Origin of the sequence: Bradyrhizobium sp. OAE829 (genome assembly GCF_040546575.1) — a bacterium.
In the GTDB taxonomy this organism is placed as follows: Bacteria; Pseudomonadota; Alphaproteobacteria; order Rhizobiales; family Xanthobacteraceae; genus Bradyrhizobium.
Window position 1 is genome coordinate 1,497,180 of the sequence record NZ_JBEPOE010000001.1, and the last position, 23,967, is coordinate 1,521,146.

General features: G+C 63.4%; 26 protein-coding genes. 11 read left to right on the forward strand and 15 right to left on the reverse strand.

Annotated features, from left to right (window positions below; translation table 11 throughout):
* Nucleotides 1-15 precede the first annotated feature (15 nt).
* The 4 genes from fliQ to flgB form a co-directional block, all read right to left on the reverse strand.
* Nucleotides 16-279: a flagellar biosynthesis protein FliQ gene (gene fliQ, locus ABIE49_RS07465; RefSeq protein WP_192740264.1), complete on the reverse strand. Its 264-nt coding sequence runs from the start codon at nt 277-279 to the stop codon at nt 16-18.
* Between the two features lie 136 nt (nt 280-415).
* A complete protein-coding gene (gene fliE / locus ABIE49_RS07470) occupies nt 416-727 on the reverse strand; it encodes a flagellar hook-basal body complex protein FliE (RefSeq protein ID WP_192740263.1) in 312 nt (103 codons plus the stop codon).
* Nucleotides 728-744: 17 nt separating this feature from the next.
* Nucleotides 745-1,173: a flagellar basal body rod protein FlgC gene (gene flgC, locus ABIE49_RS07475; protein WP_192740262.1), complete on the reverse strand. Its 429-nt coding sequence runs from the start codon at nt 1,171-1,173 to the stop codon at nt 745-747.
* Nucleotides 1,174-1,199: 26 nt separating this feature from the next.
* Entirely contained in the window at nt 1,200-1,616 is a 417-nt protein-coding gene (gene flgB / locus ABIE49_RS07480; RefSeq protein ID WP_192740261.1) for a flagellar basal body rod protein FlgB, read from the reverse strand.
* A gap of 435 nt (nt 1,617-2,051) precedes the next feature.
* Between flgB and ABIE49_RS07485 the strand changes: the two genes are divergently transcribed.
* Nucleotides 2,052-2,972: a flagellar biosynthetic protein FliO gene (locus ABIE49_RS07485; protein WP_192740260.1), complete on the forward strand. Its 921-nt coding sequence runs from the start codon at nt 2,052-2,054 to the stop codon at nt 2,970-2,972.
* A complete protein-coding gene (fliP, locus tag ABIE49_RS07490; protein ID WP_192740259.1) occupies nt 2,969-3,721 on the forward strand; it encodes a flagellar type III secretion system pore protein FliP in 753 nt (250 codons plus the stop codon). The genes ABIE49_RS07485 and fliP overlap by 4 nt, the downstream gene beginning before the upstream one ends.
* Here fliP and ABIE49_RS07495 read toward each other — a convergent pair.
* Complete coding sequence (locus ABIE49_RS07495) at nt 3,709-3,930, reverse strand: hypothetical protein (RefSeq protein WP_192740258.1); 222 nt, start codon at nt 3,928-3,930, stop codon at nt 3,709-3,711. The genes fliP and ABIE49_RS07495 overlap by 13 nt on opposite strands.
* Before the next feature lie 85 nt (nt 3,931-4,015).
* On the opposite strand from ABIE49_RS07495, the gene ABIE49_RS07500 reads away from it, so the two are divergent.
* Nucleotides 4,016-4,462 carry a GNAT family N-acetyltransferase gene (locus ABIE49_RS07500; protein WP_192740257.1) on the forward strand — a complete coding sequence of 149 codons (447 nt, stop codon included), beginning with the start codon at nt 4,016-4,018 and terminating at the stop codon, nt 4,460-4,462.
* Between the two features lie 28 nt (nt 4,463-4,490).
* Here the strand turns inward: ABIE49_RS07500 and ABIE49_RS07505 are convergent, their stop codons facing one another.
* The 7 genes from ABIE49_RS07505 to fliL all read right to left on the reverse strand — a co-directional run bounded on the left by ABIE49_RS07505 (nt 4,491) and on the right by fliL (nt 12,137).
* A complete protein-coding gene (locus ABIE49_RS07505; protein ID WP_192740256.1) occupies nt 4,491-4,727 on the reverse strand; it encodes a hypothetical protein in 237 nt (78 codons plus the stop codon).
* 111 nt (nt 4,728-4,838) lie between these two features.
* A complete protein-coding gene (locus ABIE49_RS07510; protein ID WP_312010928.1) occupies nt 4,839-5,132 on the reverse strand; it encodes a DUF1488 family protein in 294 nt (97 codons plus the stop codon).
* Nucleotides 5,133-5,206: 74 nt separating this feature from the next.
* Complete coding sequence (locus ABIE49_RS07515; RefSeq protein ID WP_192740254.1) at nt 5,207-9,082, reverse strand: tetratricopeptide repeat protein; 3,876 nt, start codon at nt 9,080-9,082, stop codon at nt 5,207-5,209.
* A gap of 101 nt (nt 9,083-9,183) precedes the next feature.
* On the reverse strand, nt 9,184-9,990 hold the full coding sequence (locus tag ABIE49_RS07520) for a MotE family protein (protein WP_192740253.1): 807 nt from the start codon (nt 9,988-9,990) through the stop codon (nt 9,184-9,186).
* A complete protein-coding gene (locus ABIE49_RS07525; RefSeq protein WP_192740252.1) occupies nt 9,987-10,427 on the reverse strand; it encodes a DUF6468 domain-containing protein in 441 nt (146 codons plus the stop codon). Before ABIE49_RS07525 ends, ABIE49_RS07520 begins: the two co-directional genes overlap by 4 nt.
* The gene (fliM, locus tag ABIE49_RS07530; RefSeq protein ID WP_192740251.1) at nt 10,424-11,623 is read right to left on the reverse strand and encodes a flagellar motor switch protein FliM; all 1,200 of its coding nucleotides are present in this window, start codon (nt 11,621-11,623) and stop codon (nt 10,424-10,426) included. The genes ABIE49_RS07525 and fliM overlap by 4 nt, the downstream gene beginning before the upstream one ends.
* A 19-nt stretch (nt 11,624-11,642) precedes the next feature.
* Nucleotides 11,643-12,137, reverse strand: coding sequence for a flagellar basal body-associated protein FliL (gene fliL, locus ABIE49_RS07535; RefSeq protein WP_192740250.1), 495 nt, complete (start codon nt 12,135-12,137; stop codon nt 11,643-11,645).
* 378 nt (nt 12,138-12,515) lie between these two features.
* Between fliL and flgF the strand changes: the two genes are divergently transcribed.
* The 4 genes from flgF to flgH are packed head-to-tail and all read left to right on the forward strand — an operon-like array spanning nt 12,516 to nt 15,930.
* Nucleotides 12,516-13,280, forward strand: coding sequence for a flagellar basal-body rod protein FlgF (gene flgF, locus ABIE49_RS07540; protein WP_192740249.1), 765 nt, complete (start codon nt 12,516-12,518; stop codon nt 13,278-13,280).
* A gap of 17 nt (nt 13,281-13,297) precedes the next feature.
* Nucleotides 13,298-14,086 (forward strand): flagellar basal-body rod protein FlgG, encoded by a 789-nt coding sequence (flgG, locus tag ABIE49_RS07545; RefSeq protein ID WP_192740248.1) that lies wholly within the window; start codon nt 13,298-13,300, stop codon nt 14,084-14,086.
* A 9-nt stretch (nt 14,087-14,095) separates the two neighbouring features.
* Complete coding sequence (flgA, locus tag ABIE49_RS07550) at nt 14,096-15,172, forward strand: flagellar basal body P-ring formation chaperone FlgA (protein ID WP_192740247.1); 1,077 nt, start codon at nt 14,096-14,098, stop codon at nt 15,170-15,172.
* 5 nt (nt 15,173-15,177) lie between these two features.
* The gene (flgH, locus tag ABIE49_RS07555; RefSeq protein ID WP_192740246.1) at nt 15,178-15,930 is read left to right on the forward strand and encodes a flagellar basal body L-ring protein FlgH; all 753 of its coding nucleotides are present in this window, start codon (nt 15,178-15,180) and stop codon (nt 15,928-15,930) included.
* Between the two features lie 273 nt (nt 15,931-16,203).
* On the opposite strand, the gene ABIE49_RS07560 is transcribed toward flgH, so the two are convergent.
* Nucleotides 16,204-17,259 (reverse strand): sensor domain-containing diguanylate cyclase, encoded by a 1,056-nt coding sequence (locus tag ABIE49_RS07560; RefSeq protein ID WP_354066647.1) that lies wholly within the window; start codon nt 17,257-17,259, stop codon nt 16,204-16,206.
* 244 nt (nt 17,260-17,503) lie between these two features.
* Here ABIE49_RS07560 and ABIE49_RS07565 point away from each other — a divergent pair, with 244 nt between their 5' ends.
* From ABIE49_RS07565 to ABIE49_RS07580, 4 genes are all read left to right on the forward strand, one after another.
* Nucleotides 17,504-18,190 (forward strand): hypothetical protein, encoded by a 687-nt coding sequence (locus tag ABIE49_RS07565; RefSeq protein ID WP_354066648.1) that lies wholly within the window; start codon nt 17,504-17,506, stop codon nt 18,188-18,190.
* Nucleotides 18,191-18,291: 101 nt separating this feature from the next.
* On the forward strand, nt 18,292-19,425 hold the full coding sequence (locus ABIE49_RS07570; RefSeq protein ID WP_192740244.1) for a hypothetical protein: 1,134 nt from the start codon (nt 18,292-18,294) through the stop codon (nt 19,423-19,425).
* A gap of 159 nt (nt 19,426-19,584) precedes the next feature.
* Complete coding sequence (locus ABIE49_RS07575) at nt 19,585-19,890, forward strand: hypothetical protein (protein ID WP_192740243.1); 306 nt, start codon at nt 19,585-19,587, stop codon at nt 19,888-19,890.
* A gap of 139 nt (nt 19,891-20,029) precedes the next feature.
* Entirely contained in the window at nt 20,030-20,800 is a 771-nt protein-coding gene (locus ABIE49_RS07580; protein ID WP_192740242.1) for a carbonic anhydrase, read from the forward strand.
* 976 nt (nt 20,801-21,776) lie between these two features.
* Here ABIE49_RS07580 and ABIE49_RS07585 read toward each other — a convergent pair.
* Together ABIE49_RS07585 and ABIE49_RS07590 are read right to left on the reverse strand one after the other, a co-directional pair.
* On the reverse strand, nt 21,777-22,811 hold the full coding sequence (locus ABIE49_RS07585) for a D-alanine--D-alanine ligase family protein (RefSeq protein WP_192740241.1): 1,035 nt from the start codon (nt 22,809-22,811) through the stop codon (nt 21,777-21,779).
* A complete protein-coding gene (locus ABIE49_RS07590; protein WP_354066649.1) occupies nt 22,808-23,842 on the reverse strand; it encodes a putative zinc-binding metallopeptidase in 1,035 nt (344 codons plus the stop codon). The genes ABIE49_RS07585 and ABIE49_RS07590 overlap by 4 nt, the downstream gene beginning before the upstream one ends.
* Nucleotides 23,843-23,967: the final 125 nt, after the last annotated feature.

Here is a 23,967-nt window from a genome sequence, read left to right on the forward strand (position 1 = left end):
TCTACGCACAGTGCATCATCCGCCTATGATTCGCGACGATATCCGCATCATGTAGCCCTGCAGCGAATCCGCCATGAACGGCAACGCCAGCAACAACGTCACGAAGATCGCCAGGATCTTCGGCACGAAGATCAGCGTCTGCTCCTGGATCTGCGTCAGCGCCTGGAACAGCGACACCACGACGCCGACCACGAGGCCGACCACCATCAGGGGCGACGACACCACCACAATGGTCCAGATCGCATCGCGCGCCACGTCGAGGGTTTCAGCACCGGTCATTTTTTGTCTCGCTCTTTCCACGGTGTCATTCCGGGGCGATGCGAAGCATCGAACCCGGAATCTCGAGATCCGCCGATGTGCAATTGCACATCTTAGGTTCGCGCTTACGCGCGCCCCGGGATGATCGCTTTCGCGGTCAAATCGGCATCTTCATGATGTCTTCGTAGGACTGGATCACCCGGTCGCGTACCGATACCAGCGTCGAGACCGCGACGTCGGTCTCGGCCACCGCGGTCACCACGTCCATGACGTTGGCCTTGCCCGAAGTCATCGCGATGGTCTGGGCGTCGGACTTCTTGCCGGCCTCCATCACGCTGCCGACGGCATCCTTGAGCAGCGCGCCGAAGGACGGGCCGCCCGAAGTCTTCCCGCCCTTCTCGGCGCCGCCGGTCTCCATGATGCGCGAGAGCGCGGCGTAGGCGTTTGCTGCAACTGTCGGTGAAGCCATGGTCTATGATTCCTGTTTCAGGCCTTGAGGATGTCGAGCGTGCGTTGAATCATCCGGCGCGTGGCGCTGATGATGTTGAGGTTGGCCTCATAGGACCGCTGGGCTTCGCGCATGTCGGTCATTTCGACCAGCGGGTTGACGTTGGGATATTTGACGTTGCCGGCGGCGTCCGCCGCCGGGTTGCTCGGCTCGTACTTGACGCGGAACGCCGACTGGTCGGTGCGCACCTTGCCGAGGGTCACCACTTTCGCATCGATGGTGCGGTCCAGCGCCGAGGAGAAGGTCGGCACCTTGCGGCGGTAGGGATCACCGGCGGAAGTCGGCGCGGTGGAATCCACGTTCGCGATGTTTTCCGAGATCACCCGCATCCGCCCGGCCTGCGCGCGCAAGCCCGAGGTCGCGATGCTCATCGAGCGGGCGAAGTCGCTTCCACCATCATCTGCCATGATCCGGTTCCCCTAAATGCGGCGCGTCAGCGCTTTCCGATCGCGGTCTTGAGAAGTCCGAGGCTGCGGGTGTAGAGCGAGGTGGCCGCCGCATAGTCCATCTGGTTGGCGGAGACCCGCATCATCTGATCTTCCAGATTGACGGCGTTGCCGGCCGGCCGGGTCAGGAAACCGCTCTTGCCGCCATCGCCGTCGAAGGTCTGCCCGCCGCCGGACACGGCGATATGGCTCGCGCTGGTGCGCATCATCGCCATCGATCCGAAAGTTCCGCCGACGGTGGCGGCGGAGCCTTTTTTGTCGAATTTCGGTTCCACCAGGTCGCGCGGCTTGAAGTTCGGGGTATTGGCGTTGGAAATGTTTTCGGCGAGCACCCGCTGGCGTTCCTGATGCCACTGCATCTTGGTGCGCAGCGCCGACAGGATCGGAAGGTCGTTGATGGCCATCGCGAGCGGGTCCTCGTTAACCTCTGGCAGTCGCCGGGAGGTAGGCAGAATTTGCCCGGTGTATGGTTAACGGCTGGTTAAAATCCGCAGAAACAGGCCGTGGACAACGCGTTTGCGCCGGCGCCGGCGCCCAAAAGAGCGCATTTTCGCCACGAAACCTGCGTTAACCAGCAACGGCCGACGCGGCCGGGGGCGCTCAGAAGTCGTTTTGGATCAAGCGATTCTTGGTCTATTAATTAATGGGCGGCAGCGTTTGCCGTGGGGAATTAAGGAATAGGGCTGATCTCGGGCGTGATTCGCCGGTCGACGGATCGCTTCGGAACATGAAGATCGTTTCGGAACATGAATCCGGAAGAATCATGTTCAAGTTGGAAGATCAGATCCACGCACGTCGAAGCAAGCATGTGAGAACGGCCTGAGGCCGGGGACTAGAGAATGCAGACAGCATATTTCATCTTCGCATTCATCGCCGTGCTGGCGCTGATCGGCGTCGCCGCATGGCTGGTGCGCCGCTTCGCCACCAACCGCCTCGGCGCCAACACCAATCGCGGGCGGATGCCGCGGCTGGCCGTGATCGACGCCGCCGCCGTGGACGGCCGCCGGCGTCTGGTGCTGGTCCGGCGCGACAATGTCGAACATCTCCTGATGATCGGCGGCCCCAGCGACATCGTGGTGGAACCCAATATCGTCCGTGCCATGCCGGGCCGTGACCAGATGGCGCCGCGGCCTGCGGTCACCGGCGAGCAGCCGCCGCGCATCGCCCCGCTGCCGGATGCCGGCTGGAACGACGAGAGCGCCCGCGACCCGTTCGATCATGCCGAACCGCAAATGCCCGAGCCGCCGCCGCGCCCGGCACGTCCCGCTTTCGCCGACGAACTCCGCCGCCCGGCGCCGCCGCCGATGGCGGAGCGCCGCACCGATCCGCTGGCAAGCTTTTCGCCGGAGCCGATGGGCGGCCGGCCGGAACCGCGTCCAGATCCGGTCCCGCAGCGCCCGGCCCGCACCGAACCCATGATGCCGCGGCCGCAGCGCCAGATGGAGCCGCCGAAGTCGCCGCCGCCGGTCCGCGCGCCCGAGCGTGCCGCAGCACCGCCGCCGCCACCCCCGCCGCCTGCGCCTCCGCCGCAATCCGCCGACCAGAATCTCGCCGAGATGGCGCAGCGGCTCGAAGCTGCCTTGCGCCGGCCGGCCGATGCCCCGATCGCACCGCCGGTCGCGCCCGAGCCGCCGCCTGCCCGCCCCGCGCGCAGCGAGACGCCCGCCCCGCCCCCCGCGCCCGCGCCGCAGAAGACCGGGTTTGAGAACCTCGAAGACGAGATGGCCTCATTGCTGGGCCGCCCGAAGTCTCCTTCGTGAGATCGGCGAAAGCCCCGCGTAGAGTTTTATTTTTTGTCGCACTGATAGCCGCCGGATCGCTCGTCGATCCGGTGCTGGCGCAGGACATCAGCATCAATCTCGGCCAGGGCGGTGGCGGCGTCACCGAACGCGCGATCCAGCTGATCGCGCTGCTGACGATCCTCTCGATCGCGCCGTCGATCCTGATCATGATGACGTCGTTCACCCGGATCGTGGTGGTGCTGTCGCTGCTGCGCACCGCATTGGGCACCGCGACCGCACCGCCGAACTCCGTGATCATTGCGCTCGCAATGTTCCTGACCGCGTTCGTAATGGGGCCGGTGCTGCAAAAATCCTATGACGACGGCATCAAGCCTTTGGTCGCCAACCAGATCGGCGTCGAGGACGCGCTGCAAAGGGCGTCCGTGCCGCTGCGCGGCTTCATGCTGAAGAACGTCCGCGAGAAGGACCTCAAGCTGTTCCTGGACATGTCGCGCGAGCCGCCGCCGGCGACGCCGGAAGAGATGTCGCTGCGGATTCTGGTGCCGGCCTTCATGATCTCCGAGCTGAAGCGCGCCTTCGAGATCGGCTTCCTCTTGTTCCTGCCCTTCCTGATCATCGATCTGGTGGTGGCGTCGGTTCTGATGTCGATGGGCATGATGATGCTGCCGCCGGTCGTGGTGTCACTCCCGTTCAAACTGATCTTCTTCGTGCTGGTCGATGGCTGGTCGCTGGTGGCGGGAAGCCTGGTGCAGAGTTACGGGACGTAGCTGATCTGATCCGAGCCGATGTCACGGGCGGTCGGATAAGCCGTCGCGCCGGCCTTCTGGACGACAGCCGTCGTGATCATGCTGATGCCGTTGTCCGCGACCACGTCTTTGGTCCGCAATTCCACCGCGAAAAGCGCGGTGCCGATGACCGCGACCACGACAGCGATCGCGACCGGAACCAGCGCTCGGTGTGTATTCCTGGGATGCATAAAAATTAGTCCGTCTCTCGCGCTATTTGGCCGTTTGGGAAGCTACGATTTGGGATGGAAACGGTTTCAATCAAGGAGCTCACGGATGACAAATGCGCGACTGGTAAATGTCGGCGATCTCGGCGCGCTGCTGGCGCTGTTTGCCGAGTCCGACGTCAGCCGGAGTGCCGAACCGGAACGAGCTAGAATAATTTGGGCGCAGATCCTCGCCCGCGAAGGAATAATGATCTTTGTAGCGGACGAAAGCAGTAGAATCGTTTCAACCTGCACGCTCATCACCACGCCCAACTTGTTGCGCGGCGGTCGTCAGCACGGCGTTCTCGAAAACGTCGCCACCCATCCCGACTTCCAGGGACGCGGCCACGGCCGCGCAGTGGTCGCGGCAGCCCTGGCGGAGGCGTGGAAGCAGGATTGCTATCAGGTCCTGATGCAAAGCGGCCGGGCCGATCCGCGCGTGCATCGCTTCTACGAGGCGTGCGGCTTCGTGCCGGGACTTCGCACCGCCTACGCCGCACGCAATCCTGCGAAATAGGAAAGGCGCGCAACGCCTCACGGTCTACTCACTCCTTGACGTCGTACTGCTTACAGAGGTGATCGCCGATCTGCACCACCATCGCGACGCATTCGGGATAGCCCGGTCTGTCTATCGTCGCCTGTTCGGCACTTACGCGAAACTCCCAGGAGTCGCCGTCGCGGAGCACCGAGATCACCATTCCATCGGGACAATCGGCATGGACCTTCAACTCGGCCCTTGCCATCGCAATGAGTTCGGCTTCGGTCTTGGCTGGCTTGCTCATGGCGATAGTTCCCCCGATGGCGTCTTTGATTTTGTGCGCGCAGGTTGCCGGTTCGGAAGCCGTCTGTCGAGAGGACGAGACCGCGGCGCGATACCTTGCCGCGCCGGGGCGCTATTTCGGGATGTGCTTGGTGAATATTCTGACGACATAGCCCTTCACGGCCGGCGCCGCGTCGAACATGTCGGAGGCGATGCGCTCGACGGCATCTCGCAACGCCAAAAACTGCGCCTGTCTTGCCAGGCTCTCGGTTCCCTTGACGCCAGCAAGCTCGTCCATGGCAGCGTCACTGATCTGGCATTCGATCGGCTCGTCCCCATTCTGCATGGTGAACTTGAACGCCAATCGTTCGTTGTCGTGTCCTACAATTCGGCCCCGGGTCAGCGGCATCGAACGACAAACTTCCATACGGCTTGATGTGTGGATTTCGCTTAACCGACGAAACGCTGGCGCGCAAACCCCGCCGGGGGTTGCCTGAACTGTTATTTTGCTGCCCCGGCGGTTTTATGTCCTGATATCGCGCGCAAGGACCCGGTGTGGACCGGCTCGCCCCTGGCCATTTCGGGCGAAATCGGCGCGCGCGCGGTGGCGTCGGGAAAGCGGACCTTCATTTCCCGGATAAAGCCATCGAGCGTGTCGACGCCAGCCGCCATCTTGGCGATCGCGGCAAATTCGGTGCTTGAGGCAGCGGCCGGCTTGCTGGCGAGATCAAACGCCATCCGGTCGGTATTATCAGACATCAGCGGCGCATATTTCTCGCGGAAGCGCGACAGTCCGATGGCGTCCTCGGAGAGCGCATATCCGACGACGGCACGGATCACGTCGCCCTTCTCCACCGCGTTCAACGGTTTGAAGTCGCGCCAGCGATCGGCATAGTACAGTTCGATCTGCTCGGAGGCTTCGCGCCACTGCCGTGACGCCCAGTAGATATCGGAGCGCAGGCGGATCGCCTCGCGTCCGGTGATGTTGGAGATGATGTCGAGCGCGAGATCATGGCGTCCGACGTCGCTTTGCGCGCGCCCCTCCAGCAACAGGCGCTGCTGGCGCAACTCACCCGAGAGATCGGCGATGCGCGTGGTGCGCAGCGCCGCGACCGCGCGATCCGGCTTGCGGTTGGTCAGATAAACCATCGCAAGCCGCGCCGCCACCTGCGCGCGCGCGGCGCCCTCCAGCCGCTTATCGATCTGATACTGCAGCAGCTCGGCGGCCTGATCGAGCAGGTCGACCGCCACCAGGCGATCCGCCAGGCGGCGGATCATCTCGTCGCCGCGGCGTCCGATCGGCGTCAGTTCGCGATATTCGTAGAACATGCCGAGCGCATCGATCGGCTTCATGTCCTCGCCCTTGGGGCTGAGAAAGAGCTGCGCAAACAGCGCGGACGCAGCGTCCTGGCCCTGCCGCGCCAGTTCGGAATTCGGCTGCAGCCGGGTCGCGGTCTTGGCCGCCGCGAGCGATTCCTCGTAGCGGCCCGCATCGGCATAAAGCTGCGACAATACGGCAAGGGTCTTCAACTCGATCGCGTCGCCACGCCAGATCGCCGACAGCGTTTCCAGTTCGCGCAGCACCTCTGCTTGCCCGAGTTGGCCGCGCCGCTGGCGGAGCAGGACCTCCAGCAGCTTGGCTTCGGCAGCCGCAGGCCGATCGGACGAATTGGCGGCGAACCGGTAGGCGTCGAGTGCGTCCTTGTCGTGGCCGAGCGCCTCGGCCAGCCGTCCGCGCAACACCGCGATCTCCGGCTTCATTTCCTTGGGCACCCCGACCACCTCGAGCTCGCTGCGGCGGCGCGAGGCTCCGGCATAGTCCTTCACCTCGAGCGACGCCCGCATCGCATCCGCGGTCACGATGCGCTGCATTTCCAGCGGCAGGGCCGCGATCGAGAATTCGGCGTTCTTGAACTTCTCGCGCGCGTCAGCCCATTTGCCCTGGCGTGAAAAGGCGAGTGCCTTCCACAATTGGGAATCATAGCCGTTTCCGATCACCGGACTGGCCAGTCCCTTCAGCCCCCGCTCGGGATGGCCGATCAGGATGCTGGCGACCGCATTGACCATGACGACGGCAGCGTCTTCGCTTCCAGCCTTGGATTCAGAGAGGATGAGGTTGGTCACTCCCCTCGCTTCCTGAAACATCCCCCGCGCCATGTAGAAATTGGCAAGGTCGAGCCTGGCTTGCGCCAGCCCGTCATCGCCGGCCGCGGCCACCGCCTTGATCAGCGCATCCAGCCGGCCCAGAAAATTCTCCTCGCGGTTCTTGCGCCATTCCTTGGCGTCAAACAACGGCCGCACCGCCGCGGTGGCGCGTTCGGCAGAGACGTCGGCCGACGACAGCGTCAGCCCGCCCGGCCGGCCGAGCATCACCTTGTCGGATCCGACCTCGGCAGTGATGTCGTCTGAATTGGGATGAACGACGACGCCGTGGACGGATTCCAGCAGCGACAGCTCCACGAAGTCCTGCCGCTTGATGAAGCCGCGGGTCGGCGGCGGCGCGGTGACCACCAGCAGCGTGTCGCCGGCGTCGGGGTCGACCAGCCGATGCATGAGGCCGGGGTTGGCCAGCGGCACGGTGACGTTAGCCAGCGCGGGATCGGTGATGTTGCGCAACACCTGCAACGGCAATGGTGGCGCCTGCACACGATCGGCAAATGTCAGCGTCCAGACCATGCCGTTGGCGCGGCCATCGCTTTCGAGCGACGGCATCTGCGGCCGGTTGAGACGAATGCGGATGGCCTGGCCTTTTTCCAGCGGCAGCCGGCTGACGTCGCCGATGATCGCGCCGCCCTTGGCGCGGATCTGCTCGACATCGATCGGCCCGGTCTGGTCGAACACCAGCCACACCGTGTCGGCGCGGCGGAACATCGCCGCCGGCGTCGGCGCGGCAAAGGAAAACGTCACACGCAGGCCGTCGCTGTCGCGCCTCGCCTCGACGGACGCCGCCGGTGCTTCGGCTTTCTTCGGCGCCTCAACGGCAGCAGCGGCCTTTTTCGGCGCTTGGGGTTTTGGCGTCTCGATCGCAGCGGCCGGCTTTGCTTCCGAAGGCACGACTGCTTTCGGCGTCTCCACCGGCGTCATCTTTTCAGCCGCAAGCTCCGGCTTCTGCGGCACAGAAGGCAACTTTTCCACCGCCGGTGCGGGCACGGCAGCCTGCGGCGCCGGCTTCTCCGCGACAGGCGCAGTCTGCTCGACAACCGGCATCGCGCGCGGCGCTGTCTCGGTGACCGGTGTCCTTTCAGTTGCAGGCGGCGCCTGCTGCGGCTCGCCGGGCTTGATCTCGATTTTCGCCTGCTCGGCGATCGCCTCCGACGTCACCGGCGGCAGCTGCGGAGGATGCTGCGGCGGGATCGAGTCGCTGAGCGGCTTGCTGTGAGCGCCCGCTTGGGCAGCGGCGATCTGCGCCGCTATCCCCGACCTCGCCGTCGGGCCATGCGCGACAGCCGGGGGCGCGGCGACCGGGGCTTGCGCCTGTTCCGCCGCCGGCTTGTCGACCTGCTGGAAGGCGACGTCGATGACGTAGTTCTTCTCTTCGCGGAAGGAATGCACGTCGACTTCGCCGATCAACACGATATCGACCGCGGAGGAATCGCCATCGGTCCGCTGCGTGATCGAGGCGATATTCGGCGGCGCCGCCACCTTGGCGTCGGCCAGATCGAACGCCAGCACGCCGTTGAACTGCAGCGTCAGCTTCTGCTCGTTCAGCACCGACGAAACGTTGACCCCGTTGGGCATTTCAAAGACGAAGCGGACAAAGGTCGGCTGCACCGAGGCGCGGACGCGCACCGGCGGCTTCTTCTTGGCCGCGGCAACTGCAAGCTGGGCCCGCAGTGCGCGTTCGGCGGCGCGGGCCCGCGCGGCCAGTTCGCGAATGACGTCGGCCGGCAGCGTGGGCGGTGGGCCGGTCCAGCTGTCGGGAAGGAAGTCGACGAAGATGCGCTCGCCGGCCGTCATGGTGTTGATCGTCGCCCGCCGCGCCAGCGACAGCCGGATCGCCGAACCATCAGGATCGCGCCGGGCTGAGCCGACATAATCGGGCACGGCGTCGCTCAGCTTGTCGACGGGAATGTCCACCGGACGCTTGAAGCGGATCACGATGATGGAGCCGGCGGTGATGACGTCGGACTCGACGTCCTCGGCAAGCTTCAGCACCAGCCGCGCGTAGCCGCCGGACGCCGTGAACGTCGCCTCGCCCTTGACGAGGTCCTGCGTCCGGCAAGGCGAGGCCGCCGTCAGGCCGGCCAGCAACAGCAGGATGGCAAGTGGCGAGCGGAGACCAAGAGATCGGTTAAGGGTGACATCAAGGCAGCGCCGGGCCATCCGCGCCAATGCGCGGCCCTGCGACCCAATTCCAGCGGCAGCCCTTTGCCCCATCCAGGATGTCTCTTGGCCTCAACGATTGCAGCAACGAGGCGCCCTCGCCTTCGTGGCTGAATCTTGAATTGGCCGGCTTAAGGTATTGTTAAATATCCCCGTCAATTGGGCTTTTGCGACAGCATCTTGCCTTCAATTTTCGGCAATTCGGCCGTCGACGCGGATTTGTCGGGTCCGGCGCGACGCGCCAGTTCCACGGTCAGCCGCTCGGCCGCCTCCGGCTGCATCAGGCCGAGAATGTCGGACATCTTGCGCGGCGCGATCTGGGAGGCGATTTCGTAGAGAACGGACATTTCGAGCCGGTCGAACACCTTGGCGGCGTCCTTTGGCTTCATGCCCTCATACATCGTGATGATGCCCTTGAAGCGTGCGGCATCGGTTTCGGCCTTTTGCCCGGTCGCGGTCGTGATCCGCGCCTCGGTGGCCTTCGCCTCCTCGACCCGTCCCTCGATGCGCTTCTCGGCCGATTTCAGCAGGCTCTCGCGGATCTCGATCTCGCGCGCGCGCTGCTCCAGTTCCTGCCGCCGCGCCTGCAGCCGCTCGAGAATTGCGCGCTCCGACGGCGATACCGACTGTTGGTTGGGTTCGGGAAAGATTACCGTGCCGCTTTGCTGCGGCGGTGGATCGGCGGCAGCGGGGGCTGCCGGCTTCGGCGCCTCCTCCTTGGGCTTGGGCACCGACCCCGTGATGTCGTCGGGTTCAGGCTTGGAGGCGATTTTGGAGGCGACCTTGGAGCCGCCGCCCGGAAAGTTGAACGTATCCTGCGCCCACGACTTTTTGGTCGGCTGCGGCTGATAGTCGAATACGTATCCCCCGTCGATGACGAGGCCGGCCACCTTCAGCACCGCAAGGCCGAAGACGGCGACCAGCACCACCGGAATGACACGTATGTCGCGAAACGATTTCATGCAGCGAGGCCACTAGCCCTTCGGCGTTCCGAGAATGCTTCCGCAGCGGCGGCGACTGCTCTCGCGGTCGAGACCTTGGGAGCGGCGGGTTCGGGCTCCGACGTCAGCGGCCGCGCTGCAACGGCGATCTTGGAGAGGCGGCGGATGATGCCGTCGCCCTCGGCCAGCATGCCCTTCAGCTGCGTCGACATCTGGGAGGCCGCGTTCAGCTGGCTGCCGAGGTGCTCGTTGACGTCGCGAACGGTATGCTTGAGGCCACCGATCGCGCGCTCGGCGATTTCGGTGGCGGTGATCAGTTCGCCGATCGTGGCCTTGAGCGAATGCTCGTCCGCCTTCAGCCGCTTCAGGCGAGAGTTGAGCAGTACGCAGTAGCCGATCGTCACCAGCAGCAGCACCGCCACCAGACTCTCGATTACGATTCCGAGGGAATGACTCATTGTGCCTCCATCAACTTGGTTTGCTCGTCGGCCTTCTCGAACATCGCGAAGGTGGTATTGGGTTTGCGCAGCTGCTTGGTGACGCGGATGGCGACGCGGTCGCCGACCCGGCCCATGCGGCCTTCGGTCAGCACGACGTTGCCGCAGCGGACCGACACCAGTGCGTCCTTTTTCATTTCCAGCGGCAGCGTGTCGCCGACCTTCAGCTTCATCAGCTGCTTGAGCGGCACGTTGGCTTCATACAGCACGGCGTCGACGGCGATCTCGGCTTGCGCCACTTCCGTTGCGAAATGGCCTTCCCAGATCGGGTCGCGGCCGAACTTTTCGCCCATGAACATCTGCAACAGCACCGGCCGGATCGGCTCGATGGTCGCATAAGGCAGCAGCAGTTCGATATTGCCGCCGCGGTCTTCCATGTCGATGCGCAGCCGCACCAGGATCGCGGCGTTGGCAGGCCGCGAGATCGCGGCAAAGCGCGGATTGGTTTCCAGCCGGTCGATCGAGAAGGTCACCGGCGACAGCGGCCGGAACGCCTGCTCGGCATCGGCCAGCACGACCTCGACCAGCCGCTTGACCAGATTGGTTTCGATCGTGGTGTAGGGACGGCCTTCGATGCGCAGCGAAGTCTGGCCGCGGCGGCCGCCGAGCAGCACGTCGATGATCGAATAGATCAGGCTTGAATCGACGGTCGCGAGGCCGAAGTTTTCCCACTCCTCGGCCTTGAACACGCTGAGCACGGCGGGGAGCGGAATCGAATTCATGTAATCGCCGAACCGCACCGAGGTGATGCGGTCGAGCGAGACTTCGACGTTGTCGGAGGTGAAGTTGCGCAGGCTCGTGGTCATCAGCCGCACCAGGCGGTCGAACACGATTTCGAGCATCGGCAGACGCTCGTAAGACACCATCGCCGAATCGATGATGGCGCGGATGCCGGAATTGTCGTCGAGATTGACATCGCCGACGGTGAAACCGAGCAGATTGTCGATTTCTTCCTGCGACAGAACCCGCTCGCCGCCGGCCTTGTTGCCGAAATCGCGGCTGCCGTCCTCGACCATCGCGGCCCATTGCAGGGCCATGCTCTCCGAGAGTTCATTGGCCGCAGCTTCTTCCGCCGCTGCCGCCGGATCCTCGGAATCGAGCGAGGCCTCCCATTGGGCGGCAATCGCGTCCTGGTCGAGGTCTTTACCGTTGGCCATGATTATGAGACCTGCTGAGTCACTGGACCAGGATTTCCTTGAACAGCACCGCGCTCACCTGTTGCGGCGCCAGCGCGATATTGACGCGCTTGGTCAGCTCCTCCTTGAGGCGAAACAATCCGGCCGAGCCGTTGATGTCGCTGGGGCGCAGCTCGCGCAAATAGGTCTGGAACAGATCGGTGACGCGCGGCAGCGTCGGCTTGATCGCCTCGAGCTGCTTCTCTTCCTTGACCTCGAGCACGACCTTGACCTTGAGATACTGCACGCGCTCGCCGGGGGCGCCGACCAGATTGACCATCATGTCCGGCACTTCGACAAAGGACGGCGGCTTCGGCGGCGGCGCCTCGGCGTGCTTCTCCTCGCCGTGGCCGCGCATCAGGAAGAACCAGCCCGCGCCGGCGCCAAGGATGGCGACGAACCCGACAGCGGCAATGATCAGCTTGAGCTTGCCCTTTTTTGCCGGGGCGGCTTCCGCGCTTTCGGCTGCGCCGCCCTCTGCCTCGTTGTCCGCCATTGCCCCGCCCGATCCAATTGGGAACGAACACGGTTGCCACCAGCCGGGCCGGATGAGACCCCAGACGCGATACAAAAGCCGCCAGCGCACACGCGCTCTCTTGAATGCAACGGTAGGGTAATAATGGTTAACGGAACCTTTCCACTGGCCCTCAACTAGGAAAAAGTTGCCGGGCAAACATGGTCAACAAGACCTTTCTGCCGTCCGAAATCGCCCCGGCAAAACGCCTAACCCCTTTAAAAACCGTCATTTTCCAAACTGGCACGGCTTTCGCTGAGTAGTCGGCGGACCACGGGCTTGGGAGAGCCTGGGCGGTTCGAGAGATCGGCGGGCGGCTTGGGAGAGCAGCACGCGGGTCGATGAAGGGGAGAACCACCGATGGAGAATACGCTTCTCGTCGGACTATCGCGGCAGATGGTGCTGGAACGGCAGATGGATGTCGTCGCCAACAACGTCGCCAACGTCAACACCAACGGCTTCAAGGCTGACCGGTCGTTGTTCGAGCAATTTCTGCGCTCGCCCGCGCATGAAGACAATTTCCAGCGCCCCGACCGCCAGGTCGCGTTCGTGCAGGACCGCGGCACCTTCAAGGATTTCGCGGCCGGTGCCAGCGAGATGACCAAGAACCCGCTCGACGTCGCGATCGACGGCAAGGGTTTCCTGGTCGTGCAGACCCCTGCCGGCGAGCGCTACACCCGCGACGGCAATCTGCAGATCAATAATCAGGGCCAACTAGTCACCCAGAGCGGCTATCCCGTGATGGGAGGCTCCGGCCCGATCGGGTTCCAGCAGACCGACAAGCAGATCACCATCGCCCCCGACGGCAATGTTACCGTCCTCGAAGGCTCCAACCGCATCGATTCCGTTCGCGGCAAGCTGCGCATCGTTTCATTCGCGGACGCGCAGAAGCTCGTCAAGGACGGCGGCAATTTGTACTCCGCCGACCAGGGCGTCGCTCCCCAGCCAGACACCACCTCGCGGGTCAACCAGGGTTACGTCGAGAAATCGAACGTCAATTCGGTGACCGAGATGAGCCGCATGATCGAGATCACGCGCGCCTACACGCAGATTTCGGCCCTGCTGCAGCAGCAGAGCGATCTGCACAAATCCGCAATCGAGAAACTCGCCGAAGTTCCGGCATAACCTGAAAGTTTTGATCGATGCGCGCACTCTACACAGCCTCGACCGGCATGGCGGCACAGGAACTCAACGTTCAGGTGATCTCCAACAACATCGCGAACATGCGCACCACCGGCTACAAGAAGCAGCGCGCCGCGTTCCAGGACCTGATCTACGACCACGTGCGCCGGGTCGGCGCGCAGGCCTCCGATCAGGGCACCATCCTGCCCGTCGGCGTCGACATCGGCGGTGGCGTCAAGACCGTCGGCACGCCGCGCCTGATGAGCCAGGGCACGCTGCTGCCGACCGGCAACGAGCTCGACATCGCGGTCCGCGGCGAAGGCTTCTTCAAGATCCAGATGCCCGACGGCACCTACACCTATACCCGCGACGGCTCGTTCCAGATGGACGCGCAGGGCCGCGTCGTGACCTCGCAGGGCAATCCGGTGCAGCCGACCATCACGATCCCGCAGAGCGCATCCGGCCTCACCATCAACGCCCAGGGCCAGGTGTCGGTATTGCTGCCGGGATCGACCACGCCGTCGACCGTCGGCCAGATCGGCCTGACCCGCTTCATCAACAAGGCCGGCCTCAACCCGATCGGCGACAATCTGTTCACGGACACGCCGGCCTCCGGCCCGCCGCAGGACGGCATCGCCAACACCGACGGTTTCGGCGACATGCAGCAGTCCAACCTCGAACAGGCCAATGTCGAGGTCGTCACCGAAATCTCCGACCTGATCGCCGCGCAGCGCGCCTACGAGATGAACGCCAAGGTGATCAGCGCGGCCGACCAGATGCTGCAGTCCACCTCCAACATGTTCCGCTGAGGAATTGTCATGATCGCCCGCGCGCTCCTCCTTGCTACTGCGCTCATCGCCGCCTCCGCGGCGACAGCGCTCGCGCAGACCCGCGGCGACATCATCGCCGCGCCCGCGCTGCGCGCCAGCGTTGTTGTCACCGGCGACCTGGTGCGGATAGGCGACGTCATCGACAATGCCGGCAGTGCTGCGCAGATCGCGATCTACCGCGCGCCGGATCTGGGCACCACCGGTTCGCTCCCCGTCGCGCAAGTGCTCAATGCACTGCGCTCGCATCACGTGATCGGCGTCGACACGCGGGACCTGAAGGAAATTTCGGTGACGCGGCTGGCCCGCATGCTCGAGGGCAAGGACATCGAGCAGCAGGTTGCGCGCGCGCTGGAGCGCAAGAACGGCCTCGGCGAAGCCGCCAATCTCTCTTTGACCTTCGACCGCGATCCCGGCGACGTCAGGCTCGATGCTTCCAACAGCGGCGGCATGCAGGCCGCCATCGTGCGCTTCGATCCGCGCAACGGCCGCTTCGACGTCACCTTCGAAATTTCCAACGACAGCGGCACGGCGCCGATCAAGCTGCGCTTCACCGGCACCGCGATCGAGACCATCGAGGCCGCGGTGCTGGCGCGCGCAATCGAGCGCAACGAAGTCCTGAAATCCTCCGACGTCGTGATCGAGCGCCGCCCCAAGGCCGAAGTCGGCGCAGATGCCGCGACGCGCGACCGCGCGGTCGGCATGCAGGCGCGTCGGCAGCTGCGCGCCGGCCAGGCCGTCCGGGTTGCCGATCTCGCCAAGCCGGACCTGGTGCAGCGCGACCAGAACGTCACGCTGATCTACGATTCCCCCGGCCTTTACCTCACCGTGCGCGGCAAGGCGCTCGAGAACGGCACCGAAGGCGACGTCGTCAACGTCATGAATTTGCAATCCAAGCGCACGGTGTCCGGCATCGTGACCGGCCGCGGCCAGGTCTCGATCACGGTCGCCGCACCCCGCCCTGCGCCGGCCGCCGCCGATACCACATCTTCGCTCGGCAGCACCGGACAAGCCGCCCCCGTCGCCGTCGCCAAACTCAGTTCGTCAGTCGCTCCAAAAGCCGAGTAATGTAAATGTCAGTCTCCCGTATCAACCGCTTCATTCTCACCGGCGCCCTGCTGACCGTGGCGGCGTTCGCAAGCGGTTGTTCCTCGATCGACCGTCTCTCCCAGATCGGCGAAAAGCCGAAGCTGACCGAGATCGAGAATCCGACCACGCAGCCCGGCTACAAGCCGGTGCAGATGCCGATGCCCAAGCCCGAGCAGGCCTCCTACAACGCCAACTCGCTGTGGCGGAACGGCTCACGCGCCTTCTTCCGCGACCAGCGCGCCGCGCGCGTCGGCGACATCATGACGGTGACCGTCAACATCACCGACAAGGCCAACATCGCCAACCAGACCCAGCGCAGCCGCTCCAGCAAGGAAGACTCCGGCGTTACCGACTTCCTCGGATCGCAGACGATCACGCAAGCCAACAAGATCCTGCCGGGCAAGATCCTGACCGCGGACTCGACCGCCTCCACCGACGGCAGGGGATCGGTCAACCGCCAGGAAGCGTTGCAGACCAACGTCGCCGCCGTGGTGACGCAGGTGCTGCCGAACGGCAACCTCGTGGTCGAAGGCAAGCAGGAGATCCGCGTCAACTTCGAAATCCGCGAACTGATCGTCGCCGGCATCGTGCGCCCGGAAGACATTCAGAGCGACAACACCATCGATTCCTCGAAGATCGCGCAGGCCCGCATCGCCTATGGCGGCCGCGGCCAGATCACCGACGTGCAGCAACCCCGCTATGGCCAGCAGGTAATGGACGTGCTGCTGCCGTTCTAATTCGTAATCCCGAGCTCCCACACCTCGTTGCGAACCTAGGCGCGACGATGTGTTCTAACGCGGCCCTTGTCAGCTCCCCTGACGAGGGCCGCGGTCGTTTTGAGGCCTCGTGGTTCGACCGGCGATGCGTTGCATCGTCCGGGGACGCGCGGCCTTGCCGCGCTCCTCACCATGAGGGTTAAGCCAGGGACTTGTTGAGCTATTCGACCTCATCCTGAGGAGCATCGCGAAGCGATGCGTCTCAAAGGATAGAGCCACCGAACTGGAAATGTATCAGGCCGACTTGCGCACACGGCGCTTGCGGACCGGCAGCGGCGTCTCGCTCTCGCGCAGGTCCTGCGCGCCGGCGAATGCGGCGAGCACCTTATCGGCCGACACGACGCGGTTACGGCCGGAATATTTTGCGGCGTAGAGCGCCTGGTCGGCCTGCCCAAGCAGCCAATCCGCGCGCGTATCCTCGCTCGGCACCAGCGTCGCGATGCCGATGCTCAGCGTCACGAACGGCGGCACGCCCGGCGCGCCGTGCGGCAGCCGGACCCGCGCCAGCGCGTCGCGCAGACGCTCGGCGAGTTTTCGCGCGCCGGCGGAATCGGTTTCGGGCATGATGATGGCGAACTCTTCTCCGCCATAGCGCGCCGAAAGATCGGCCGGGCGAAACGCGTTCTTGCCGATCGCGTCCGCCACCGCGCGCAGACACTCGTCGCCTTTTTGATGGCCGTGCAGATCATTGTAGAGCTTGAAATGATCGACGTCGCACAACAGCAGCGACAGCGGCTTTTTGGTTCGTTGCGCGCTCGCCCACTCCATCGCCAGCGTCTGGTCGAACGAGCGGCGGTTGGCAAGGCCGGTCAGGCCGTCGCTCGCCGCCAGCGTCTGCAACGCCAATTCCGCACGCTTCTGATCGGTCATGTCGCGCAGGGTCTCGACGACGGCGATCAACTTGCCGTCCTCGTCGTGGATCGGGCCGGCGTCGATGGCGAGATACAATTGATTGCCGAGCTTGGGCATCACGCACCAGTTTTCGGCGGAGAAGCCGACGCCGTCATCGGGGATGGTGTGCTCGGGATAGAGCTGGCTCAGTTTGTCGGGCCGTCCGAGCGCGACCAGGTCGGCCAGGCAATAACGCTGCTGCTGATAGAACGCGCGCCAATGGCCTGATGTGCCGATGACGTCAGCCGCGACGACGCCGGTCAAACGCTCACAGGCCCGGTTCCAGATCACGACGCGCCGTTTTGGATTGAGCACGAAGGTCGGGACCACCAGATGCTGCATCAGCCGCACGGCATAGCCCTGTGCGACGTCAGCACTTGCTTTGGCTCCGGTCTTCAAGTCCTCAACCCTTCGCATCGACAACGCTGGAGGCTATGGGTATTAGGCCAGCGATGAATGGAAGCCCGGTTAGGAATCCCAGTTAGTGTCGGGTTAAAAGGGCCATGATTTCCCGGTGCAGTGCGGCAGATTGCCGTGTTTTTCCGGCAAAAAGTTCCATCGAAACGACAAAGAGTCCCACCAGAGTGCGATTCGAACTGATATTCCTTCTGTGCCTGACCGGGCCAACTTTCCTGAACCGGACATGACGATGCGCTTGTGCTGGCCGTTCCTTGTTGGCGTTCTCTGTGCGGCAACGGCATCGTTGACCGCGGGCGCGGTGGAACGCGCCGAGCCCGACATCGACATGTACGCACACATCTCGGGCAAGTGCACGAAGCTGAAAATCGCCGGCCGCGATTTCGGCTGCAAGGCGGTGGCCTATTTCCACGGCCAGCAAGGCCGCGCGCATTTCACGATCGTGCTCGACGATCCCCGCGACGACAGCCACATCGTTTCATTTTCAGGTGAAACCGGCCGCCGCGAGCAGGACAACATCTATGAACTGCAGGTCGACCGGATGCTGCTGAACTCCAAGGAAAGGCCGAAGGTCGACGGCCTGCCGGTGCCGCTGGTTGAATCATCGACCGGCACCTGCCGTCAGGTGGGGATCATCGCGACGAGGCAGGTCTCCAGCATCTCCTGTGCGGCGACCGCCAGGGACGGCCGGAAGTACGAGCTGCAATTCGAGTCCGACGGCGAGCCGGTGACGCTGCGCCGGATCAGGCAATCCTCCCTCACCGAGGAGAAGGCGAACGCCAAGAAAGCCGAGCAACTGGAATGCCGGCGCAAGGCCCATCTCGCCAAGGTGCTGCCGCGCGACTGGACCGCTTTTGTCATCCGTTGCCTGGCCGATGACGATCAGAAGCCGGCGACGGCGGAGCAGCGGTGAACGTTAGCACCGCGGCTTTCATCTGATGGCTGCATCGCGGAACGCCACAACTTTGGCACGATCCGCCAGCATGGTCCGTGCGAAGCGATTGGGACATGTGGATGAGAAAATTCTGGCTGCTCTGCGCCGCATTGTTCTCGCCACATATGGCCATGGCAAGACCGCCCGACGCGCCCTTCACACCTGTGCCTGATGTCCCCGACTATGTCGCGACTGTTTTCGTAAAGCCGTATCGCGGTCCACCGCTCCAGGAGATGCACACCCATCACGGCGGCTGGACGCGTGTCGATCACCGTTTCGACCAGAATGCTTACCATTCGACGACCTATTTCGGTCCCGGTCCGCTGTTCGTCACCTTCGCGCGCGAATCACCACCCCGGGTCGGAGGCCACGACCAGCTGCACATCTTGCGCGGCCCGGCGATGGCTCATCTGATACGGTGGAGCGATCATCCGTTCAAAACCGGAGAAGCCCAGACGTGGCTCGGGGAAAGCTGCGACGTCTGGAACCTGCCGTCGAAGCGCTTGATCGGTCGCGACGCCAAGCGTCTGAGCTGTGTGACTCCAGACGGCATCGAGCTGTGGTCACGGGTTGAAAACCATATCTCCCCGACAACATCGCTCGAAACCACCGCGATCAACCGGCTACCGGTGAAACCCGACGACGTGAGACCGCACCGCGATCAACTCGATCTGAAATCCTGGCTTACGGAGCCCCGCGAAACCGCGCGGCCGTCCAACGCGCCGGGCGACGTCACCGTTGTCATGCGGAGCGTGCTCGCGCCATCGACCGATCGGCACATCCAGACGCGCACGGTGCGACGACATTACCCGTGGACCTACACCGAAGATGTGGACGGAAAGGGCGGACGCCGATTGCGGTTTGTCAACGAGGTGGAGCGGCTCGACATCGCCTTCGAACATAATGCCGCGGGTGAGCCGATCCGGTTGAGCATCCAGAAAGCGCTTCGAGATTACGTCAGGCAAAAGCCGCCCGACTCCGGCCGTACGGAAACAATCCTTGGCGAACAGTGCCAAGTCACCGAGCGACAATCTCGGCATGGACGTTCCAGCCAATGTCGCACGGCCGATGGCCTTGCGCTCATGGATTCCGAGCGCGGCTGGCCGGATCATGATCTGGTCGCCGTCACGCTCGACCGCAGCCCGGTCGATCTCGACACCGTACTTCCGCCTCCCGCTCTGTTTGCGCGTGCCGCCTGGGGCATTCCCGATTAGCGATGAGAATGTACGTCGCGCCGTTAACCCTTCGTTAACCAAGCCGTCTCATCCTCGAAAGTCCAGGAGAGGATCCAAGGGATTGACCAGGTCGGTCACCTGGCCGGCGCGCGCAGGCGCTCCCTCTCCTGCCCACTCGTATTGATCACGGCTGCAAACATGATCGCTGAAAGCAATAGCAACATCGCCTGGCACCGGGTTCAGCTCAAGAAGAACCGCGAGGCAGTCAAGGCATTGGAAATCGCCCGCTTCCGGGTTGGCGAAATGACCGGCGCGGCCGGCCATGCGCAACAAAAAGCCCTGGCCCAGCTCAAGCGCAAGATCGCTGAATCCCAGCGATGCATCGCCGCGCACGAAAGACAAACCAAGCGGCCGCTGGCGACTGATCTGCGCAGCCTCGCGCAGGTGAGCTGGGGCAGCTGGGACGCCTACAGCGTATCGCGGCAGGCGTCGTCGCGGGCGTAAGGACGTATCTTACGATACTGTCATTTGAGCGCACCTTGCGCGAACCCGCTGGGGTTGCAATCGGCGAGCCCGATTGCATCGCGTCACTCGCAGTGACATAAACGTCGGCATCGCTATCGTCTCCCCAAGGAGAACCGCCATGTGCCGTATCTGCGATGCCAGCCGTGCCATTGAAGTTCGTGAAACCTCACGCCGCCGCTTCCTTCAAGTCACGGGCGGGATCGCCGCAAGTCTTGCGCTGGCACCGCTTGCCTTTGCCCCCGCGGCCTTTGCCAAGGATGCAAAAGCCAAGGATGCAAAGCCGCCGCCGAAGCCGCAGAACCAGATGTCGCCGGCCGCGGCCCTCGATCGGTTGATGAAAGGCAATACGCGTTACGTCGAAGGCGTCTCGCGCCGGCACGATTTCAAAAGCGAGCGGGAAGCTCTTGTCGGCGGTCAAAATCCCTTTGCAAGCATCCTGAGCTGCGCGGATTCCCGCATCGCGCCGGAATACGCCTTCGACAGCAGCCGGGGCGATCTGTTCGTCTGCCGCGTTGCGGGCAATTTTGCCAATGACGACACGGTCGCGAGCCTGGAATATGGCGTGGCCGTGCTCAACTCGCCGCTGATCCTGGTGCTCGGCCACGACAGCTGCGGCGCCGTCGATGCCACGATCAAGTCGCTCAAGGACAACACCACCCTGCCCGGCCACCTGCCGTCGCTGGTCAATGCGCTTGCGCCTGCCGTCAAGGCCAGCGCGGACAAACCCGGCGACAAGCTCGCGAACGCCATCCGCCAGAATGTCATCGACGTTGTCGCCCGGCTCAAATCGGCGACGCCAATCCTCAGCGCCGCCGCAGCCGAGGGCAAGATCAAGGTTGTCGGTGGGATTTATCGTCTGGACAGCGGCAAGGTCGAATTGGTCGCCTGAACGTCGGGGCCGACAGATGATGCAGCCATACAGGGTGGGTTCGCGACCGGTCAGCCGTAGCTCAAAGAGCGACCTATCCCGCCGCAACTCGAAGAGCGAAGGCGGGACCGAACTCCACCATCTTCGTCTTCAAGCCGGCCGAACCGCTATAGTCCAGTCGATACGGGCTGTACCCTTGGTCGTCTAATCGGCCCAAGTGCGCTGTCCGCACTTGCATTCGAACATGTGGACGATGCAGCCGGTGCTCGGGCTCACCATGGTTCGAACCAGCTTCAACCTGTCACCACAGGACGGGCAATCCTTGTCCGTCTCACTCTCCACAACGGCCACCATCTCAGCCCGAAATAATTCCATGGCCCACTCCGTTCCGACTGGGTTCCGGAAATACACGCTTGGTCCGGGAAATACTAAGGAGATTTTGACGGCCCGATGACATTCCACCGGGGCGTTGCCCTTCTGCATCGCCTACGTGGCGTTTCAACCGAGCGGCAAATTCCAGCGAGTTGACCGCCGGATGCCGAAAGCTGTGTCGTCGTGTGGCTGGCTTTACTTGGCTTCCCGCACCTGGCCGCGTGCTCGTGAGTAACGATCAATGTTGCGCTGCGATACCCAGCTTATTTGCGTTTGCGGAGTCGGTATTGTTCCGGAAATTGTTTAGAGGATTGATCCGATCTAGTGGGATCCCTGCGATTTGACGCTTCGCTTTATTGAAGCCGATTTTTTTCGACTTATCGAATAGCCATAACGATCGAGCAGAAAACCGGGCAGAATTTTTGTCGGCACCGGTTTCAAGATGGGTAAACTTGGAGTCGCTCGGTGCCCAGAGCTGGCTGACCGGGCACTGGCATAACCTGCTGTTCGATGGCGCCCAACGACCAGCTTGCCTGCACAGGGACATTGTATCTCCCGTCTACGGTTGAAGACAACAAGAAATCAACTTCCGAGTGCGCACTGCATGACCGCTTCGCGGTGCCTTTCAGCCTACGGATGCGCCTGCCTTTGCCCGGCTGATTCCGAGGGCCAGAATGCGATTCAGCAGGTCGGGGTAGTCAAGCCCGTCATGCCGGGCAGCTGTAGCGAACTCCTGACTCTTCGCAATTTCGGGATTGGGATTCGCTTCGATGAAATACGGAGTGCCGTCGGCAGCGAGCCGAAAGTCGATGCGCGCGTATCCATCGAGCTTCAGTGTACGGTAGATGCGTTTCGCAGTTCGCTGGATGCGGGCGGATACTTCCGGTGCAAGGTCCTTGGCCGGCCCGTCTACAATTCCGACGCGTTCCTGGTAACTGGGATCGTGCTTGACCTTTTCGGTGGCAATCTGCCGTGCTCCCTGGCCACCCATGCTGCCGAACTTCAATTCCCAAACCGGCAGAACTCGCAGCCGATTGTTGCCGAGCACGGCGACATAGAGCTCACGTCCCTCGATGTACTGCTCGGCGATGGCGGCAGTTCCGAGCCGCTCGTGGACGAATGCTACTCTCTCTGCGAGCTTCTCGTCCGTATCGACGATGGATGCTTGCGAGATGCCGAACGAACCATCTTCGTTCAGGCTCTTGACGATCAGCGGCAGCGCAAGACGCGTTGGCCGTTTGACTTTGCGGCGCATCGGAAACACGGCGAAGGCCGGCACCGCGATCCGGCGATGGTGCACCAGTGTCTTGGACAGGTCCTTGCCGCGCGCCAGGATCAGGCCGCGCGGGTTGCAGCCGGTATACGGCACTTTCATCAGTTCGAGAAAGCTCGCGATGTGCTGGTCATACCCTGACGTATAGTGGAACTCCTCCAGCAATGTGTATACCACATGCGGCTTGAAGCTTTCGATCGCGTCCCGGACCGGCTTGATCTCCTCCTGCACGCCGAGCGGGCGCACATCGTGGCCTGCCGCGCGCAAGGTGCTCACGACGTCGAATTCGGTTTTCCATCGGTTGATTTCCTGCGCGGTGTATCCATCGGTCGAGTCCGGCGGCAAGAAGTCCGGATGCATCAGGACCAGGACGCGCAGGCGTCTCATAGCGCGATCCATTTGCGGCGTGACGGGCCGAACAGCGCGTGCATGGTCTTGGCGGTCAACAGAATGGTGAAGTTGATCACAAGCTTCCGCTCCGAGCCCGGCGCCCGGAGATCGAGTTCGCGGCAGCGGGAGATCATGTCATCGAGAACGGCATCGAGCGTAAGCTGGTTCTCGCCCGTCCATCGCGCGACCAGCTGCCTGATTTGGGCGCGGTGCCGCCTGATAAAGGACGCCGCCGGCTGCGCCCGTCGATGCCGCTGATCGGTAGAGAACAGACGGGACAGGTCACGGTCATACGTCTTCGGCGGCTCGAAAGCGTAGAATGCCTGCTTCTTCTGGTAATGCTCGCCAAGCGTTTGGCTGAGCCCGGACAGCGGATCGACACGCTCCCGTGATGCAATCGGCGGCCGCTCGCCTGCAATCTCGCCCATCAGCTCGTCGACATATTCGAGCTTCTTCAGCGCCGGCCAACCGGCATAGCGTGCCCGCCATTTCGACCGCGGTCGCAGCCACACCGCAAAGGTTTCGGCGAAATCCTCGTCCGGATGGCTCTGCGCGTACCAGCGCCGAAGATGCTGGACGTAACGCCGGCTGGCGGGATTGGGCCGGTAGTAGAGCGGATAGTGTTTCGAGGACGGGCCGAACAACTGTTGCCAGCGTCGGCGGCGTTGCAACTGGTAAGCGTGCTGCATGGCATGGCCTGCCTCGTGACGGAGGATGGCCATGCACTCCGACCAGGTACTTCCCTCTACCTCGAGCATCATTTTTTTCTCGAGTTTCATCAGGCGGGGATGGGCAAGATAGAACGGGATGGCGATGCCGGGCACATCTGCCGGACTGAACCATTCGCTCGATATCCATGTGTGCGGCCGCAGCCGGATGCCCCGCGCCTGCAGTTCCTCGTTCAGAGCGCCGACACAATCCTCGAGCCAGGTGCCCTTGACCTTGACCCGCAGGCTGCTGAGACGCTGCTTGAGCAACTGCTCATCCGGCAGATTCTCCCAAGTATACTTCCGAGGCGGCATAGGCATCCAGAAATCATGAAAACACGGTATCTGGATGGTGTCATAGGATGCTGCTGGCAACAACCGCCTGGTCCTCGCGGCGTGCCGTTCGCGGACGAGCCGCGCGGCAACGCGGCCTCCCCGACCACCAG